Below are 18,340 nucleotides of genomic sequence, written 5' to 3' on the forward strand. Positions count from 1 at the left end.
GTCGTAATTTCTATATTTCATGAAATATGACAGAACAGATTACCGACCAACTCGCCATCCTCGGCCACCCGCAGCGCATCTCGGTGTTTCGCATGTTGATGCGACGCTTTCCTGACACTGTGCCCGCCGGTGAGCTGGCGGCGGAGCTGGATATCAAGGCCAGCACCCTGTCGAACTATCTGAATGCGCTGCAACGCTCGGGGTTGGTGACGCAGGAACGGTCGGGAACGTCTCTGCTCTATTCGGTCGATATGAAGAACGTGCAGCACATGCTGGATTTTCTGGTCCTCGATTGTTGCCGTGGCCGCCCTGATATCTGCATGCCTTTCAGCCAAGGAAATGACACCATGACGGACCGCAAGTTCAATGTACTGTTTCTGTGCGTGGGCAACTCTGCCCGCTCGATCTTTGCCGAGTCGCTGCTGCGCGAACTGGGTAACGACCGGTTCAACGTCTATTCTGCCGGAACCCAGCCGACATCGGCGCTTAACCCTTTCGCCGTGCAGGTGTTGAAGGACAAAGGGCATGATACTTCGGTCCTGCGCTCCAAGCACATGTCCGAGTTCGCCGCAGTTGGCGCGCCCGAGATGGATTTTGTCTTTACCGTCTGCAACCAGGCCGCCAACGAGGAATGCCCGGCCTGGGAAGGCCAGCCGATCAGCGGCCATTGGGGTATGGTGGATCCGGTCAAGGCCACCGGCACCGATGCCGAGAAAAGCCTGGCTTTCCAGAACGCCTATGGCGCGCTGAAGCGTCGGATCGAGGCGTTTACCTCGCTGCCGGTTGAAAGCCTTGACCGGATCGCCTTGCAAACTGCTGTCGATGACATCGGCAGGACGTCACTTGAGGACACGAAATGACGACTTACGCTGTAAACGGCCTGGGCCGGATGGGAAAACTGGCCCTGAAGCCGTTGCTGGAAAAGGGCGCCAAGATCGCCTGGATCAACGATGGGGCAGGCGATCCAGAGATGCACGCGCATCTGCTGGAATTCGACACGGTACATGGTCGTTGGGACGCGGAGTTTTCCCACGACGCGGAAAACGTCACCATAAACGGCACCCGCCTACCCTTTATCGGCACCAAGAATCTGAACGATCTGCCTCTGGATGGTGTGGACGTGGTGATCGACTGCACCGGTGTCTTCAAGACCGAGGCCAAGCTGGCCCCCTATTTCGCAGCTGGCGTGAAAAAGGTTGTTGTCTCGGCTCCGGTCAAGGACGGCCCCACCGCCAATATCGTCATGGGCGTCAACGAAGGCACCTATGATCCGGCCACGCATCACATCGTGACGGCGGCGTCCTGCACCACCAACTGTCTGGCCCCGGTGGTCAAGGTGATCCATGAGAACCTTGGCATCCGCCACGGCTCGATGACCACGATCCATGACGTGACCAACACGCAAACCATCGTGGACCGTCCCGCCAAGGACCTGCGCCGCGCGCGTTCGGCACTGAACTCGCTGATCCCGACCACCACCGGCTCGGCCACGGCGATCACGCTGATCTATCCCGAATTGAAAGGCCGTCTGAACGGCCACGCAGTCCGCGTACCGCTGCTGAATGCCTCGCTGACCGACTGCGTGTTCGAGGTGGAACGCGAAACCACTGCTGAAGAGGTCAACGCTTTCTTCAAAGCCGCAGCCGAGGGCGAGTTGAAAGGCATTCTGGGCTATGAAACGCGCCCGCTGGTCTCGACCGATTACACCAATGACGAACGGTCTTCGATCGTCGATGCGCCCTCGACCATGGTGGTGAACGGGACGCAGGTGAAAATCTATGCGTGGTACGACAACGAGATGGGTTATGCCCATCGTCTGGTCGATGTCGCGCTGAAGGTTGGAGCCTCGCTGTGACATCCCGGCCCGAAGGACTGTCGGCCTATATTGCGGTCACGGCGGCCTATTGGGCCTTTATGCTGACCGACGGGGCCCTGCGGATGCTGGTGCTGCTGCACTTTCATACGATGGGGTTCTCGCCGGTCCAGTTGGCGTATCTGTTTGTTCTTTATGAAATCGCCGGGATGGGGACCAACCTTGCGGCGGGCTGGATCGCGGCGCGGTTCGGGCTGACCTCGACGCTGTATGCAGGGCTGGCGTTGCAGGTGGGGGCACTTCTTGTTCTCACGCAACTAGACCCTAACTGGGCGATTCCGGCCAAAGTTGCCTTTGTGATGATCGTGCAGGGGGCCAGCGGCGTGGCCAAGGATTTGGCCAAGATGTCCTCAAAATCCGCGGTGAAACTGCTGGCGCCGACCGAGGGCGGCGGGCTGTTCCGCTGGGTTGCTGTTCTGACTGGCTCGAAGAATGCCGTCAAAGGCTTGGGCTTCCTGCTGGGGGCCGCTTTGCTGGCAACTCTGGGCTTTGTGTGGGCCACGCTGGCCATGGCGATTGTGCTCGCGGTTATTCTGGTTGCCGTCATCCTGTTCATGCCACCCGGCCTGCCCAAAGGGCGCAAGGGCGCAAAATTCTCCGAGGTTTTCTCGAAATCCTCAAACGTGAACTGGCTGTCGGCGGCGCGAGTATTCCTGTTCGGCGCGCGCGACGTGTGGTTTGTGGTGGGCATCCCGATCTATTTCTATGCGGTGCTGTCCGACGGCACCGAGGAGGGCAACCGCGCGGCGTTCTTCATGATCGGCACCTTCATGGCCGTCTGGGTCATCCTCTACGGTGCCGTTCAGGCCAGCGCACCCAAGATCCTGCGCGCGTCCGAGCGCAGCGAAGGCGACCTGATCCATGCCGCCCGCAGTTGGGCCACCGCCCTGTTCTGCGTTCCGGCGGCACTGACGGTTGCGGTATTGGTATCCTCGGGGCCGCAGACATGGCTGACCGTCACGCTGGTTCTGGGCCTGCTGGTGTTCGGGGCGATCTTTGCGGTCAATTCGTCGCTGCATTCCTACCTGATCCTGGCCTTCACCAAGTCCGAAAGGGTGACGATGGATGTGGGGTTCTACTACATGGCCAACGCAACGGGTCGCCTGGTGGGCACCGTGTTGTCGGGCCTGACCTATCAGATCGGTGGGCTGCCTCTGGTTCTGGGCACCGCCGCCGTGATGGTGGCACTTGCGGCACTGACGTCAGGCAAGCTGACCGATCAAACTACTGAGGCTTACTCATGAGCATTTTCGAACGCTATCTGACCGTCTGGGTCACCCTTGCCATTATTGCGGGTATTCTGATTGGTCTGGCCGCGCCGGGGCTGGTCGAGCTGATCGCCTCGGCTGAGGTGGCCAGCGTCAATCTGGTGGTGGCCGTGCTGATCTGGGCCATGGTCTATCCGATGATGGTGGGCGTCGATTTTGGCGCCGTTGCGGGCGTGGCGCGCCAGCCCAAAGGGTTGATCGTGACGCTGGTGGTCAACTGGCTGATCAAGCCCTTCACCATGGCACTGCTGGCGGTTTTGTTCTTCGACTATGTCTTTGCGCCGTGGATTCAGCCCGAGGACGCCGCGCAATACACGGCCGGCCTGATCCTGCTGGGCGCAGCGCCGTGCACCGCGATGGTATTCGTGTGGTCGCAACTGACCAAAGGCGATCCGACCTATACACTGGTGCAGGTCTCGGTAAACGATCTGATCATGGTCGTGGCATTTGCCCCGATCGTGGCGTTTTTGCTAGGCGTCACCGATATCTCGGTTCCGTGGCAAACGCTGGTGTTGGCGACGGTTCTTTACGTGGTGCTGCCGCTGATCGCGGGGCTGATCACACGCCGCAAGCTGGGCTCACAAGACGCCATCGACGCCTTTTCCGCCCGAGTGAAACCGTGGTCGGTGCTGGGCCTGATCACAACGGTGGTTATCCTGTTTGGCCTGCAGGGTCAGACCATTCTGGCCAAACCGCTGGTGATTGTCCTGATCGCGGTGCCAATCCTGATTCAGAGCTACGGCATCTTCGCTCTGGCCTACGGCGCAGCCTATGCGTTGAAAGTGCCGCACCGCATCGCTGCACCCTGCGCCATGATCGGTACGTCGAACTTCTTTGAGCTGGCCGTCGCTGTCGCCATCAGCCTGTTCGGCCTGAACTCGGGCGCGGCCCTGGCCACTGTGGTGGGCGTTCTGGTCGAGGTGCCGGTGATGCTGTCACTCGTGGCGTTTGCCAACCGCACCCGCGCCCGCTTTCCCGAACCGGTCGGGATCGAAGTACGCGGCGCCGAGAAACTGCGGCCCTGACACGTGCAACGCGGGCGTTCAGTGCGTCCCGCGCGGCACGAATTGGGGATCGATCAAAAGGGTTTCACTGGTTCTGGCAGGCTCGGACAACCGGCGTTCCAGCAAGTGGATCACGTGCTCGACCGCCGCGTCGATGGGGTTGCTCACGGTGCTGAGGTTGAAAATCGGCCATCCGGCCATTTCGATATCATCAAAGCCCACAATCGACAGGGCCCCCGGCACATCCAGACCCAGCTCGCGCGCCGCGGTCAGCGCTCCGATAGCACTGGCATCATTGGCACAGACCAGCGCATCCAGACCATTGCCCTGCAACAGGTTCATCGACGCCTCATAGCCGGCCTCGACGGTAAACTCGCCCGCCTCTTCGGCAACAAGCGGCAGCCCGGCCTGATCCAGAGCCTCCATCAAACCCGCCCGGCGATCGGCGGATGAGGCAAAACACTCTGCTCCGGCAATGAAGCCGAAGCGCCTGCGCCCCCGATCAATAAGCGCCTGCGTGGCGATCTGCATACCCTCGGCATTCCGGCAGCACACGTTATCCACCCCCGGCGCATCCACGATCCGGCCGGATGAAATCATCGGTACTCCGAATTTGCTGCACTGTTCGACCAATGCGCCAGGCATACTGCCGCCGCGCAGAATCAGGGCATCCAGCGGGTACCGCATCACCTGATCAATGGCCGCTTCGGCGTGGTCATCACCGCCATCAATGAGAATCGGCCACTTGTTCAAAGCGTTCAGCTGACCCACCAGACGGTTCACGAATTCGGAATCATAGGTGTTGCGCATGTTGCCGACAAAAACCGCCACCAGATGCGACCGACCACCCTTTAGCCCCGCCGCCAGAGCGTTGGGCTGATAGCCCATGCGCGCGGCCATCTTCTGGATCTTTTTTCTTTTGTTTGCATCAAGATAAGCGCCAGGCGTAAAAGCGCGTGAAACCGCGGAACGCGACACTCCGGCCGCATCGGCAACGGCTTGCGCCGTCACGCGGCGAGGCCTTTCGGCAGGTTTGCTGCTGTCGTCTGTCACACCAATTCAGTCCTCTTTTTTTGATAAATTTGTCAATATTGCTAGAAATCTTTCATCGAACTGTCATACGTTAACATTATGTGAGCACGTGTGCAGAATCCAGACACGGCTCGCAAAGCAGGTCGGAGGACTGCACGTTTGAACAACGCTGCAGGAGAGCCTGCGCAACAACCTGGCAACCATTGCCACCGGTCTCTTTGCTGCAAGGGGCCGGTATCGAACCGGAGGATCGAAATGACCAACCTGAAGTTCTGCGCAACTGCCGCAGCCCTCGCGTTCACCGCGACCGCGGCCTTTGCAGAAACCGAAATCACGTGGTGGCACGCCCATGGCGGGCAGTTGGGCGAAACCGTCAACAAGATTGCCGAGAAGTTCAACGCGTCGCAGGACGAATACAAGATCACTCCGATCTACAAGGGCAGCTACGAAGAAACGCTGACCGCCGGTATCGCCGCCTTCCGCGCGGGCGAGCAGCCAAACGTCATGCAGGTGTTTGACGCCGGTGCCGCCACCGTGATCGCGGCAAAGGGTGCGACTGTTCCGGTCCAAGACCTGCTGGCCGACAACGGTGTCAACTTCGACATCAACGACTACATCGCCGGCGTTCGCTATTTCTACGCCGACAGCGACGGCAAGATGATCGGGATGCCGTTCAACTCGTCGACGCCAATCCTGTATTACAACGTCGACGCACTGGAAGCTGCAGGCGTCACCCCGCCGAAAACCTGGGAAGAGTTCCAGTCGACCACCGCTCCGGCGCTGAAAGACGCAGGCTATATCGCGCTCAGCCAGTCGCACCTGCCCTGGATTTTCACCGAGAACTTCATGTCGCGTCACGACCTGCCGTTTGCGACCAACAACAACGGCTATGACGGCACCGACACCCAGATCCTGGTCAACAACGACGCCATCAAGGCGCACTTCACCGCCGTCACCGAGTGGAAAGACAACGGTCTGTTCGAATGGTACGGCACCGGCTGGGGCGACAACGCCAAGCCGTTCGAAGAAGGCAAGGTTGCCATGTGGCTGGGCTCGTCGGGTTCGTTCGGCGGCCTGCTGCAAAAAGACCTGCCGTTTGAGTTCAGCGCAGTGGAACTGCCCTATTGGGAAGCCGTGACCCCCGAGCCGACGCAGACCTTCATCGGTGGCGCCGCCCTGTTCGCCATGTCGGGCAAGTCGGACGAGGAAAACAAGGCAACCGCCGAGTTCTTCCGCTTCCTCACTTCGCCTGAAACCCAGTATTTCTGGCACCAGGAAACCGGTTACGTGCCGATCACCGAGGCCGCCTATGAGCTCGCCAAGACCGACGGCCACTATGACCGCTTCCCCGCAGCGGCCGTGGGCGTGAATCAGCTGCAGGCCAAGGCCGGTGAGAACACCAAGGGTTACCGCATGGGCTTCTACGTCCAGATCCGCGACATCATGAACCGCGAATATGGCCGTATCCTGACCGGTGAAACCGACGTGAATACCGCCTTTGAAAACATCGAAGCAGAAGCCAACGAACTGCTGGCCCGCTTCGCCAAGACCCAGGGTTAAACCCCGGGATCACCCCCAGGATGGTCGCGTCATCACGGCGCGGCCATCCCTTCTCATTCTTACGGACGGGTCATGAAACGCGCGGGCTTCGACAATATCTGGCTACCTGTGGCGCTGCTGCTGCCACAATTGATGATTATCGGCATCTTCTTCTACTGGCCTGCGGGCTGGGCGCTGCAATCATCCTTCTTTCTGCAGGACCCGTTCGGGTTCGGCTCAACCTTTGTCGGGGCGGACAATTACACCTCGTTGATGGGCAACGATCAGTACAAGCGCATCGCGTGGTTCACGGTTGTCTTTTCCATCCTCGTCACCTTTTTCTCGCTGGCCATCGCGCTGCTGCTGGCGGTGAAGGCCGACAAGGTGCTGCGTGGAGCCAAGACCTATCGGACTTTGCTGATGTGGGTCTATGCCATTGCGCCGCCGGTCGCGGGCTTCCTTGGCATCCTGTTCTTTGACCAAAGCACCGGCCCGATGACCAAGTTTTTCCAGATGTTCGGCTGGGATTTCAAATTGGGCGTCGATTACAACGCCACCGCGACCGCGATGATCATCGTGTCGGTCTGGAAGCAAATCCCGGTCAATTTCATCTTTTTCCTGTCGGGCCTGCAATCCATCCCGCGTTCCGTGCGCGAGGCGGCTATGATCGACAACCGCTCGGCCACCGGGCGGTTCTGGCAGGTCACCTTCCCGCTGCTGGCGCCGACCGCGTTCTTTCTGCTGATCATCAACATCACCTACGCGCTGTTCGACACTTTCGGCATCATCGACGCGCTGATGAAGGGTGAGCCCGGCAACAACCCGATGACGCTGGTCTACAAGGTCTATCTGGACGGGTTCCGCGGCAACGACCTGGGCGGATCGTCAGCACAGTCCGTTATCCTGATGGTTCTGGTTCTGATCCTGACCGTCTTTCAGTTCCGGCTGGTTGAACGCCGGATCCACTATACCTGAGGGGGCACATCATGGCTGACACAACGCTTGTAACACCCGCCGAAACCCGCCGCCCGCGCCGTATTCGCTGGGAAACGGTCGGAGATCACGTCGTCTTGATCCTCGGTTCGCTGCTGATGATCCTGCCGCCGCTGCTGGCGCTGACCACGGCCAGCCATGATGCGGTGACGATTCACCGCGAAGGGCTGCAACTGACGATCGGCGACGATCTGGGCAAAAACTTCCACGCCGCCATGCTTGAAAAGGGCGGCTTTACCCAGACCGTCGATGGCACGCTGATGCTGATGAACTCGTTCATTCTGGGCATCGGCTTTGCGGTGGGCAAGATCATTATTTCGATGATGGCCGCCTATGCGATTGTCTATTTCCGCCTGCGTTTTGCCACGCTGGCCTTCTGGATGATCTTCACCACCCTGCTGCTGCCGCTTGAGGTGCGCATCCTGCCGTCCTACGAGGCGATCCAGAAGCTGGGCCTTACCAACACCTATACCGGCCTGATCGTGCCACTGATCGCTTCGGCAACGGGGACCTTCTTCTTCCGCCAATTCTTCATGTCCGTACCTGAGGAACTGGCCGAGGCCGCCCGCATCGACGGCGCCGGCCCGTGGAAGTTCTTCATCGACATCCTCGTCCCGCTTAGCCGGACGATGATCGCGGCGATCTTCATCATCATGTTCGTCTTTGGCTGGAACCAGTATCTGTGGCCGACCCTGATCACCACCGACGAAAGTTTCTTTACGTTGGTCCGGGGCATCAAGCAGATCGTGCTGTCCTATACCGACAGTCAGATCCCCGAACACGGGCAGGCCTTGGCGCTGGCCATCGTGGCGATGATCCCACCCGTGGCCATCGTCATCTTTTTCCAGAACTGGTTCGTCAAGGGCCTCACAGAATCCGATAAATAAGGAATACGCGCATGGCTCAGGTTTCTTTAGAGGGCATCCGCAAGGTCTATCCCAACGGCTTTAAGGCGGTTGAAAGCACCAGCTTCACCATTCAGGATGGCGAGTTCGTCGTTCTGGTCGGCCCGTCGGGCTGCGGTAAATCCACCCTGTTGCGGATGATCGCGGGGTTGGAGGATATCACCGAAGGTACGCTGAAAATCGGCGACCGGGTGGTCAACAATGTGGATCCGGCGGATCGGGACATCGCGATGGTGTTCCAAAACTACGCTTTGTACCCGCACATGACGGTGCGCAAGAATATCGGCTACGGGCTGAAGAACCGCGGTACCCCGGCGTCCGAGATTGCCGCCAAGGTGGAAGACGCCGCCAAGATGCTGAACTTGACCGAGTATCTGGACCGCAAACCGGCGCAGCTGTCCGGTGGCCAGCGTCAGCGGGTTGCAATGGGCCGCGCGGTGGTCCGCGATCCGGCGTTGTTCCTGTTTGATGAGCCGCTTTCGAACCTTGACGCAAAACTGCGCAACCAGATGCGGATCGAGATCAAGGCCCTGCAACGCCGCCTTGGTACCACCGCCGTCTACGTGACCCATGATCAGGTCGAGGCGATGACGATGGCGGATCGCATCATCGTTCTGAACGCAGGCCAGATCGAACAGATCGGCACCCCGACCGAGATCTACCACAACCCGGCCTCGACCTTTGTCGCATCCTTCATGGGCGCACCACCGATGAACCTGATCGGGGCCGAGGTGGCCGATCAGCAGGTCCGGATCAACGGGTATGACGGGCTGATGCCTGCCCCCGGCGCCTATGCCGGTCCCGTCACGATGGGCATACGTCCCGAAGATGTCGAGCTCGACGATCAGGGTTCCGTCACCTTCCGCGTCGACATTCTGGAAGAACTGGGCGCCCACCGCCTGCTGCACGGCGCGATTGCGGATCAGCCCTTTACGGTGATGGTCGGCAAGGATCATGACGTCCAGACCGGCGAAACCCGCGTCACCCTCAAACCGGACGCCCTGCGGCTGTTCGATGTGGAAACGGGAAAAGTCCTTTGATTACAGAAATTTTGAAAGTTCTTCCCGCTGTAACTCCGGATCAGCGTCAGGAAATTCTGGCCGCACCACGCACGTCCGAGGCGCACCGGGGCCTGTTGTCCGGCCTGCCCGCCATGAACGCGCTGCAAGTGGGGGGTGAGGCCACGGCTGCCCAACTGCCTGCGCAATTCACCGTCGCGGCCTGGAATGTGGAACGCTGCCTGTTCCCCGAAGACACCGCCGCCCATCTGAAACCGATCGCCCCGGACGTCGTACTGCTGTCCGAGGTCGATCATGGTATGGCCCGCACGTCTCAGCGCCACACAACCGAAGAGATGGCGCGTGCCCTGGGCATGGTCTACGCCTTCGGGGTGGAGTTTCACGAACTTGATCTGGGCGGCCCGACCGAACGGTCCTTCTGCAGTGATGATTTCAACGAACACGGCTGGCACGGCAACGCAATCCTGTCCTCGGTGCCATTTGAACGCACCGCGTTGATCCGTCTGGACGACCACGGTCACTGGTTCGCGCCCGAGGCTGGTGCGGCTGACCCCGAGCAACCCCGCGTCGGCGGCCGCATGGCCATCGCCGCCGTGATCCCAACTGCCAGCGGCCCCATCTGCGTGGTCTCGACCCATTTGGAAAGCAACGCGGACACGGCGCACCGGCATGCTCAGTTCGACCTGTTGCTGCAAAAGATTGATGCCTTTGCCCCCGGTTTGCCGGTCCTCATCGGCGGAGACCTGAACACCGGCAACCACCTTCCGCCCGATTTCGACTGGCGGCGGGAAACCCTGTTCGATCTGGCCGAGGGCCATGGCTATTCCTGGGCCTTCACCCCGCCGGGGCTGACGACGCGGCCAAGCCTGATCACCCCGCACCCGGACCGCAAAATGAAACTGGACTGGCTGGCTGGCCGAGGATTCGCACCTGTAGAAAGCGGAATTCTGACCTCGATTTCCGCCTCGGGCACCCCGTTATCAGACCACGATTGCGTCTGGAGCACCGTTCGACCACAGACCGAAACTGCCTGAAACTGGCGACCCCGGCAGGATTCGAACCTGCAACCTGCCCCTTAGGAGGGGGCTGCTCTATCCAGTTGAGCCACGGGGCCGCGCAAGGCCCTCTGTAGCGCGGTTTTTTTCGGTTGTCATGAGTTTTGCACAACAGTTGTAAAACGCATCCTGTTCACGCTACCATCGGGCAAAACAACTGCGCAGGTGCTCTCCGTGACAACAGAAACAAAACGCCCGCTTACCCTTCGTGATGTCTCGGAAGCGTCGGGAGTATCCGAGATGACGGTCAGCCGGGTTCTGAGAAACCGGGGCGACGTGTCAGACGCCACCCGCACCCGCGTTCTGGCTGCTGCGAAAGAGCTGGGATATGTGCCCAACAAGATCGCAGGCGCGCTGGCCTCAAGCCGGGTCAATCTGGTCGCGGTGATCATCCCCTCGCTGTCAAACATGGTATTCCCCGAGGTTCTGACCGGTATCAATCAGGTGCTGGAAGATACCGAGTTGCAGCCCGTGGTCGGCGTCACCGATTATCTGCCCGAGAAAGAAGAAAAAGTGCTGTACGAGATGCTCTCGTGGCGGCCTTCGGGTGTGATCATCGCCGGGCTGGAACATACCGAGGCCGCGCGGGCCATGCTGGATTCGGCCGGAATTCCGGTGGTTGAGATCATGGATACCGATGGCAAGCCCGTGGACGCGATGGTCGGCATCTCGCACCGTCGCGCCGGGCGTGAAATGGCCGAGGCGATCCTGAAGGCCGGATATCAGCATATCGGCTTCATGGGCACCAAGATGCCGCTGGACCACCGTGCGCGGAAGCGGTTTGAAGGCTTCACCGAAGTCCTGGGCAAGAACGGTGTCGAGATCGAGGATCGCGAGTTCTACTCCGGAGGCTCGGCCCTGGCCAAAGGCCGCGAGATGACGCAGGCCATGCTGGAACGCTCACCCGAGTTGGATTTCCTGTATTATTCCAATGACATGATCGGCGCCGGCGGGCTGCTGTATCTGCTGGAACAGGGAATTGATGTGCCGGGGCAGATCGGTCTGGCCGGGTTCAACAATGTCGAGCTGTTGCAAGGGCTGCCCCGTAAATTAGCCACGATGGATGCCTGCCGATTGGAGATCGGGCGCAAGGCGGCTGAGATCATCGCCGCACAACTGGCCGAGCCTGAGGCCGAGATCGACACCCGCGTGACCCTGACCCCCAAGATCAGCTATGGTGATACGCTGAAACGGCGCTGACGCTGTGGCGCTGCAACGGCTGGACAACAAGGCGGCTCGTGCCCTGTTCATGGACCGCCATGCGCTGGCCGAACAGCCTTCGGGCGGGGCCAAGGGCGCTGATCTGCTGGACCTGATCCACCGGCTGGGTTTTGTGCAGCTGGACAGCATCAACACCGTGGCCCGTGCCCATGACATGATCCTGTTTTCGCGGCGGCCGTCCTACCGCGGGAAGAACCTCAAACGCCTCTATGAGCGCGACAGGGCGCTGTTCGAGCACTGGACCCATGACGCAGCCGTCATTCCGATGGAGTTCTATCCCCATTGGCACCTGCGGTTTCAACGCGACGAGGCGCTATTGAATTCCCGCTGGAAGAACTGGCGTCGGGGCGGGTTCGAACAGCAATTCGCCACCGTTCTGCAGCATATCCGCGACCACGGGCCGGTATCATCCTCGGATGTGGGCAAGGACGAAAAGAAAGGGTCCGGCGGTTGGTGGGACTGGCATCCCTCCAAAACCGCGCTGGAGTTTCTGTGGCGGTCAGGGGCCCTGACGGTGATAGGACGCAACGGGTTTCAGAAACGCTATGACCTGACCGAGCGGGTGATCGAAACACATCTGTGCCCGGGCAACATGACCTGCGATGCCGAGGCAACCGTGGACTGGCTGTGCAACGCTGCACTGGACCGGTTGGGCTTTTCCACGCCCGGAGAGCTGGCGGCCTTCTGGGACACGGTCAGCGTGGCCGAGGCGAAAAACTGGTGCGAACAGGGTCTAACACAGGGGGTATTGGAAGAAATCGAAGTCACATGTGCCAACGGACAGGTGCGGAAACTGCTGGTCCGGCCCGGCCTTGCGGCGGCTGACCTGCCCGCACCGCCGGGGCGCATCCGGGTGCTCAGTCCGTTTGATCCCATGTTGCGCGACCGCAACCGCGCCGAGCGGCTGTTCGGGTTCCACTACCGGATCGAGGTTTTCGTCCCTGCCGCAAAGCGGACCTACGGGTATTACGTCTTCCCTCTGTTGGAGGGTGACCGGATGATTGGCCGCATCGACATGAAAGCCCAGCGCGATCGGGGCGTCCTGCAAGTCAGCGCGCTGTGGCCGGAACGATCCGTGCGCTGGTCGGAGGCCCGCACCCGGCGCCTGCAATCGGAACTGGACCGCGTCCGTCGTTTTGCCGGGCTGGACGATGTGGTGTTTGCGAAAGACTGGTTGAAAGACCCTAAATAGGGTCTATTCTGCGTCCGTCAGCGTCAGTCGGATCGGCTGCAACCCATCAATGCCGCCCTCGATCACATCCCCGGCCTGCACCGGACCGACACCGGCGGGCGTGCCGGTCAGAATCAGGTCTCCGGGCCGCAGATGGTAATAGCCGGACAGATGGCTGATGATCTCGTCGATCTTCCAGATCAGCTCATTCAGCGTTGCGTCCTGACGGACCTCGCCATTCACGCTCAGATGAATGCGGGTGTCATCCGTCGGCGACCAATCCGCCGCTGGGGTCAGCGGCGCAAACACCGCTCCGGCCTCCAGATCCTTGCCCAAATCCCAGGGGCGCTGCTTGTTGCGCTCGCGGATTTGCAGGTCGCGGCGGGTCATGTCCAGCGCACAGCCATAGGCGTAAACCGCATCCCAGGCCTGTTCGCTGGTGGCGCGAAAGACGGGTTTGCCGATGGCCACGGCCAGCTCCATTTCATGATGAAAATTATCGGTGCCCGGCGGGTACGGCACGGTTGCACCGGTCAGCACCGCATTTGGGGCGGATTTGGTGAAATAGAACGGCGCCTCACGATCGACCTCGTGCCCCATCTCGGCTGCATGCGCTGCATAGTTGCGGCCGACACAGAAGATCCGCCCCACAGGGTAAGCCGCTTGCTGACGTTGAACCGGAATCGCAATCGGCTCGGGTAAAGAAAACACAGTGTCTGGCATCGCGGCCCCCTTTTGTTTCAGCCAGCCCGCATCTTAGCGCCGCAATCCGAGGGGACAAGACGCCCGGTTTTACGCGTGCCCGGCACTGCAGAACACAAAAACCTGAGCAAATCCCGTTCACAATCCGGGTGCCCTGTCTTGGAAAACACCGGAACAGTTCTAAATTGGAAGGTGGCAGAGCGACGACGCCGGTTACTCGGGGTACGGCGCGCTCTGGCCACCGCTCACAGGTACGGCGGGCAAAATGCACCCGTCTGGACGTGAAGACATCCTATAAAGCCGCGAACCACGCGGCGTTAACGGATGCGAATACTTCAGAGAACTACGGCCTTAGACTTTACCCCCAAAGTCTTTGCGTCAGAGAGCCGGTTTATTTCGGACCGGCGCGTTTTCTGAAGCGCAGGCCGGACCGCCGGGACCTATCCGGCGCAACCGGCCTAGGGCCAGGCTCATAATCCAGTACACGTCTGGCCGCCCCGCCGGAGAAAATGCCTACCTCCGGCGGGGTTCGATTGTGGGAGGTCACGTTTCCAGATCACGCAGTTCATTCAACAGGTCCAGCAGCGCCTCGTGCCGGTCCGGGCCCAGCTTGGTGCGCAGATCTTCGGCCAGATGGACCGTCACCTGAATGTTGTCGCGGATAATCTGCTTTCCCTTGGCTGAGATATCGACGATCTGCCTGCGCTTGTCGTCCGGGTGAATTTCCCTGCGGATCAGCCCCTTGGCCTCGAGCTTTTGCAGAATGCGGGTGAGGCTTGGCAACAACAGGCACGCCCGGTCCGCAATATGGGTCGGCTCTTGCGGGCCTTCCTCATCCAGGACGCGAAGCACGCGCCATTGCTGTTCGGTTACACCGACATCTGTCAGCATCTTGCGAATGGGCCCCATGACCCGTTCTCTGGCCCGAAGTAATGCAATGGGCAATGAACGTGACGTCAATGGTACTTCATTGGTCATAAGGAATTTTCACCGAATTCACGCGATACTGCAACGGGCCAAACTATTCCTCGTTGTAATGTTACCTGTTGCCCTTGTTAGAGTCTTGCGTATTGGCGCACTTTCGGCCAATGCAACTCAAATTTAGTAAACATAGCAATTAATATTGACCTTTGGCGCTGAATAGCCATGACTGGCACAATGCAGAAATTCAGCCCGGGGCAAATCCGGGTCTGACAGGTATCCGAGGTTTGGCATGAAGTGGGACGAGTTCACTGACTGGGGTAAGAAAATATCCGAATGGGCGCAGGATTACCACCTGACCGTGGGTGACAAACCGGTGCGTGCCCGGACCGAACCGGGCGAGATTCTGGACGCCTTGCCCGCCCATCCGCCGGAACAGGCACAAGCGATGGAGGATATCTTTCGCGATTTCGAAGATATCGTGATGCCCGGTATCACCCATTGGCAGCACCCCCGGTTCTTTGCCTATTTCAATGCGAACACGTCGCCCCCGTCGGTTCTGGCCGAGTTTCTGACCAGTGCCATAGCGCCGCAATGCATGTTGTGGCAGACCTCGCCCGCCGCGACCGAGATGGAGACGCGGATGATGGACTGGCTGCGTCAGGCGCTGGACCTGCCCGAAGGGTTTGCCGGCGTCATTCAGGACTCTGCTTCCTCGGCGACGCTGGCGGCGGTGCTGACCATGCGGGAAAAGGCGTTGAACTGGCAGGGCAATCGACAGGGATTGTTCGGGCAGAAACCGCTGCGCGTCTATTGCTCGGCCGAAGTGCATACCTCGGTGGATCGCGCCATCTGGGTGGCCGGGATCGGGCAGGACAATCTGGTGCGCATCCCGATCAAGGGCGACTGGCGCGGCATGGACCCCGCGGCGCTGGAAGCGGCGATTCAGGCAGATTTAGACCTTGGTTTGCAGCCCGCAGGCGTCATTTTGTGTGTCGGAGGGACCGGCACCGGGGCGACCGATCCGGTGGATGAATGCCTGAAGATCGCGCAGAAATACGGACTGTATTCCCATGTGGACGCGGCCTGGGCCGGGTCGGCGATGATCTGTCCGGAATACCGTCACTATTGGCCCGGGATCGCGCAGGCCGACAGCATCGTGTTCAACCCGCATAAATGGCTGGGTGTGCAATTCGACTGCTGCGCGCATTTCCTGAAAAACCCCGATGATCTGGTGCAGACGCTGGCGATCAGCCCGGAATACCTCAAGACCCACGGTAAGGACGGGATCATCAACTATTCCGAGTGGTCAGTGCCTCTGGGCCGCCGGTTCCGGGCGCTGAAACTGTGGTTCGTGCTGCGCGCCTATGGGTTGGAGGGGCTACGCAAACGGCTGCGCAACCATGTGAACTGGTCCACCGACCTGCATGATCGGTTGGCGGCCGAGTCGGACTTCCAGATCGTCACCCCGCCGATGTGGTCGCTGTGGACTTTCCGCTACATGCCTGCAGAGCATACCGATCTGGACGATCTGAACTTGCGCCTGGTCAATGCGATCAATGATGATGGCCGCATCTATCTGACCCAAACCCGCGTCGATGGCGATCTTGTGATCCGCTTTCAGGCCGGTCAGTTCGAAACCACTGAGGATGACGTTCGCATGGCCTATGATGTCATCACCGAAATCGCCCGCTCCCTGTCATAGAGGTTCCCAAATGGCTGCGCCCACAAACACGTTCAAACAGGCTCTAACAAACGGCGATCGCCTGATCGGTTTCTGGAGCAGCTTTGCCGAGCCCGTCGCGGCCGAGATCGTGGGCACCGCCGGGTTCGACTGGCTGGTGGTGGATGGGGAACACGCGCCGAATGACATCCGTTCGCTGCGGGATCAGTTGATGGCTCTGGCCGCCAGCCCCTCGCATCCGGTGGTGCGGGTGCCGGTGGGCGATACGGCGCTGATCAAGATGGTGCTGGATATCGGCGCGCAAACCATTCTTGTGCCGATGGTCAATAGCGCCGAGCAAGCACGCGAGCTGGTGAGGGCCTGCCGCTATCCGCCCGAAGGGCTGCGCGGGGTCGGAGCCGGGGCAGCGCGGGCCACAGGCTATGGATCAGTCGCGGATTACATTCAGACCGCCGATGAACAGATTTGTCTGCTGGTGCAGGTCGAAAACCGCGCCGGAATGGCCGCGCTGGACGATATTCTGCAGGTCGAAGGCGTCGATGGCGTCTTCATCGGCCCGGCGGACCTGTCTACCGATATGGGGTTTCAGGGCAACAGCGCCGCCCCCGAGGTGCGCGCCACCATCGCCGATGCCATCACCCGGATCAAAGCCGCGGGTAAAGCGCCCGGCATACTGGGCACCAATGACGAGGCCAATCAGGCCTATCTGGACATGGGCGCCCAGTTTCTGGCGGTAGGGATCGATGTGATGCTGCTGGCGCAATCTGCGCGGGCGTTGTCGGCAAAATGGAAGGCAAAATAACGCCCTAACCCTGCATCGCGGCGGCGGCTTGCGCGTAACCGCCCGAGGCCCCGTCGACGAAATGCACATGGTCGTCCCGCATGGCCGAGGGTACAAAGCAGGTCATCATCGCCTCGTCCTGCGCATGCAACCCATATCGGACCTTGCCCTGTTCGCGCGCCTGTTCCAGCATGATCCTGATTTGCTTGAGCGTGGCCGGGTCGCAATCCAGCGTCATCTTCAGCCCGTCATCGAATTTGCGGAAATCAGCATTGCGGCTGACCATGTGTTTGTAGTGACCGGGATCGAACTCGCCCAACCGCTTGCCGGTTTTGAACAACAGCGCAATCAGCAGGTTTTGCCCCAACAGCTTGATCCTCTGCCCAAGCAGGTTGCGCCCTGCACGCGAGACACGGGCGTCCAGCTCGACATCCGGCGGCGGCCAGCTGATCGGCGGACCGTTTTCCGGCACCGGATGACCTGCACGCTCCAACCGTTCCGAAGCGGTCAGAACCGATCGCGCCAGATCGGCAAAATCGCTCTCGGTTGCTTTTTGCGTCGGCTGGATCACCAAGGATACGATCTGCCCGTGGCGGGCCTTGCTGTTGGACCAACGGCAGGACAGGCCGGTCAGATCAGGCAGCGCGCCCGGATCAGAGGGCGGCACCTCGAACGCGCCGGATTTCATCTGCGCTTCGGCCCAGACCAGCCCCCCGCCCGAGAACATGGCGTAATCCACCCCGTCCGAGGGGGCATAACGCGCCACCCGCAAATCCCGGCCCGCCAGACGGATTTCGGATACCGGCACCAACGCACCGCGCAATGTGATCCCAAACTCTTCCTCAGCCCAGCGCCGCAGTTCGGCCAGAACCGTGCGGGCGGTGTCGACGGCGCTTGCGGGGATGGCAAAGCCTGCGCCATCGCCGCCGAAGACATAGGGAAACTCCTGCCCTTTCAACGCGTTGATCATGGCCGAGATCACCGCAGCGCCCACCATATTGACGGTCTTGTAGCGGCCCCGCGCAATCTCGCCGGTAGAATCGGCAATATCGGCCACGCCCAGCGCCCAATCGCTTGGTACGGCTGTGAACCGCGCTGGCTGCGCCAGGCTGGTGAAGTCCCGCTGTCGGGGAAGGCTGTCATAAAAGGCGGCCTGTGCGTCTTTCATCTGC

At 60.5% G+C, this 18,340-nt stretch carries 17 protein-coding genes and 1 tRNA gene; 13 read left to right on the plus strand and 5 right to left on the minus strand.

All coding sequences use genetic code 11. From position 1 onward, the window contains the following. Positions 1–26 precede the first annotated feature (26 nt). From ACR0KW_RS12290 to arsB, 4 genes are read left to right on the plus strand one after another with little or no spacing between them, the layout of a single operon-like run. A complete protein-coding gene (locus ACR0KW_RS12290; RefSeq protein ID WP_480805244.1) occupies positions 27–860 on the plus strand; it encodes an arsenate reductase/protein-tyrosine-phosphatase family protein in 834 nt (277 codons plus the stop codon). Beyond that, on the plus strand, positions 857–1,855 hold the full coding sequence (locus ACR0KW_RS12295; protein WP_480805245.1) for an ArsJ-associated glyceraldehyde-3-phosphate dehydrogenase: 999 nt from the start codon (positions 857–859) through the stop codon (positions 1,853–1,855). Before ACR0KW_RS12290 ends, ACR0KW_RS12295 begins: the two co-directional genes overlap by 4 nt. Beyond that, a complete protein-coding gene (arsJ, locus tag ACR0KW_RS12300; RefSeq protein WP_480805246.1) occupies positions 1,852–3,117 on the plus strand; it encodes an organoarsenical effux MFS transporter ArsJ in 1,266 nt (421 codons plus the stop codon). Before ACR0KW_RS12295 ends, arsJ begins: the two co-directional genes overlap by 4 nt. Then, positions 3,114–4,166, plus strand: coding sequence for an ACR3 family arsenite efflux transporter (gene arsB / locus ACR0KW_RS12305; RefSeq protein WP_480805247.1), 1,053 nt, complete (start codon positions 3,114–3,116; stop codon positions 4,164–4,166). Before arsJ ends, arsB begins: the two co-directional genes overlap by 4 nt. A gap of 18 nt (positions 4,167–4,184) precedes the next feature. Here the strand turns inward: arsB and ACR0KW_RS12310 are convergent, their stop codons facing one another. Further along, positions 4,185–5,198: a LacI family DNA-binding transcriptional regulator gene (locus tag ACR0KW_RS12310; RefSeq protein WP_480805248.1), complete on the minus strand. Its 1,014-nt coding sequence runs from the start codon at positions 5,196–5,198 to the stop codon at positions 4,185–4,187. Between the two features lie 234 nt (positions 5,199–5,432). On the opposite strand from ACR0KW_RS12310, the gene ACR0KW_RS12315 reads away from it, so the two are divergent. The 5 genes from ACR0KW_RS12315 to ACR0KW_RS12335 all read left to right on the plus strand — a co-directional run bounded on the left by ACR0KW_RS12315 (position 5,433) and on the right by ACR0KW_RS12335 (position 10,667). Further along, entirely contained in the window at positions 5,433–6,737 is a 1,305-nt protein-coding gene (locus ACR0KW_RS12315; RefSeq protein ID WP_170326212.1) for an extracellular solute-binding protein, read from the plus strand. A 72-nt stretch (positions 6,738–6,809) separates the two neighbouring features. Next, complete coding sequence (locus tag ACR0KW_RS12320; RefSeq protein WP_170326211.1) at positions 6,810–7,691, plus strand: ABC transporter permease subunit; 882 nt, start codon at positions 6,810–6,812, stop codon at positions 7,689–7,691. 11 nt (positions 7,692–7,702) lie between these two features. Further along, positions 7,703–8,596 carry a sn-glycerol-3-phosphate ABC transporter permease UgpE gene (gene ugpE / locus ACR0KW_RS12325; protein ID WP_480805249.1) on the plus strand — a complete coding sequence of 298 codons (894 nt, stop codon included), beginning with the start codon at positions 7,703–7,705 and terminating at the stop codon, positions 8,594–8,596. Between the two features lie 11 nt (positions 8,597–8,607). Continuing rightward, entirely contained in the window at positions 8,608–9,654 is a 1,047-nt protein-coding gene (locus ACR0KW_RS12330; RefSeq protein ID WP_480805250.1) for an ABC transporter ATP-binding protein, read from the plus strand. After that, a complete protein-coding gene (locus tag ACR0KW_RS12335; protein ID WP_480805251.1) occupies positions 9,651–10,667 on the plus strand; it encodes an endonuclease/exonuclease/phosphatase family protein in 1,017 nt (338 codons plus the stop codon). Before ACR0KW_RS12330 ends, ACR0KW_RS12335 begins: the two co-directional genes overlap by 4 nt. Positions 10,668–10,670: 3 nt before the next feature. Here ACR0KW_RS12335 and ACR0KW_RS12340 read toward each other — a convergent pair. Beyond that, a tRNA-Arg gene (locus tag ACR0KW_RS12340) sits at positions 10,671–10,747 on the minus strand. 115 nt (positions 10,748–10,862) lie between these two features. On the opposite strand from ACR0KW_RS12340, the gene ACR0KW_RS12345 reads away from it, so the two are divergent. Together ACR0KW_RS12345 and ACR0KW_RS12350 are read left to right on the plus strand one after the other, a co-directional pair. Continuing rightward, positions 10,863–11,888, plus strand: a complete 1,026-nt coding sequence (locus tag ACR0KW_RS12345) for a LacI family DNA-binding transcriptional regulator (protein ID WP_480805252.1) — start codon at positions 10,863–10,865, stop codon at positions 11,886–11,888. Positions 11,889–11,892: 4 nt separating this feature from the next. Further along, complete coding sequence (locus ACR0KW_RS12350; RefSeq protein WP_480805253.1) at positions 11,893–13,101, plus strand: winged helix-turn-helix domain-containing protein; 1,209 nt, start codon at positions 11,893–11,895, stop codon at positions 13,099–13,101. A 3-nt stretch (positions 13,102–13,104) separates the two neighbouring features. Here the strand turns inward: ACR0KW_RS12350 and ACR0KW_RS12355 are convergent, their stop codons facing one another. Further along, positions 13,105–13,803 (minus strand): fumarylacetoacetate hydrolase family protein, encoded by a 699-nt coding sequence (locus ACR0KW_RS12355; RefSeq protein WP_480805254.1) that lies wholly within the window; start codon positions 13,801–13,803, stop codon positions 13,105–13,107. Positions 13,804–14,325: 522 nt separating this feature from the next. Further along, positions 14,326–14,760, minus strand: coding sequence for a homoprotocatechuate degradation operon regulator HpaR (hpaR, locus tag ACR0KW_RS12360; RefSeq protein WP_480805255.1), 435 nt, complete (start codon positions 14,758–14,760; stop codon positions 14,326–14,328). Positions 14,761–14,995: 235 nt separating this feature from the next. Here hpaR and ACR0KW_RS12365 point away from each other — a divergent pair, with 235 nt between their 5' ends. Beyond that, on the plus strand, positions 14,996–16,408 hold the full coding sequence (locus ACR0KW_RS12365; protein WP_480805256.1) for a pyridoxal phosphate-dependent decarboxylase family protein: 1,413 nt from the start codon (positions 14,996–14,998) through the stop codon (positions 16,406–16,408). A gap of 10 nt (positions 16,409–16,418) precedes the next feature. Further along, a complete protein-coding gene (locus tag ACR0KW_RS12370; protein WP_480805257.1) occupies positions 16,419–17,189 on the plus strand; it encodes an aldolase/citrate lyase family protein in 771 nt (256 codons plus the stop codon). Positions 17,190–17,193: 4 nt separating this feature from the next. Here ACR0KW_RS12370 and ACR0KW_RS12375 read toward each other — a convergent pair whose 3' ends face one another. After that, positions 17,194–18,336 carry a DUF3095 domain-containing protein gene (locus tag ACR0KW_RS12375; protein WP_480805258.1) on the minus strand — a complete coding sequence of 381 codons (1,143 nt, stop codon included), beginning with the start codon at positions 18,334–18,336 and terminating at the stop codon, positions 17,194–17,196. Positions 18,337–18,340 lie beyond the last annotated feature (4 nt).

The organism is Ruegeria sp. CG11 (assembly GCF_056537245.1).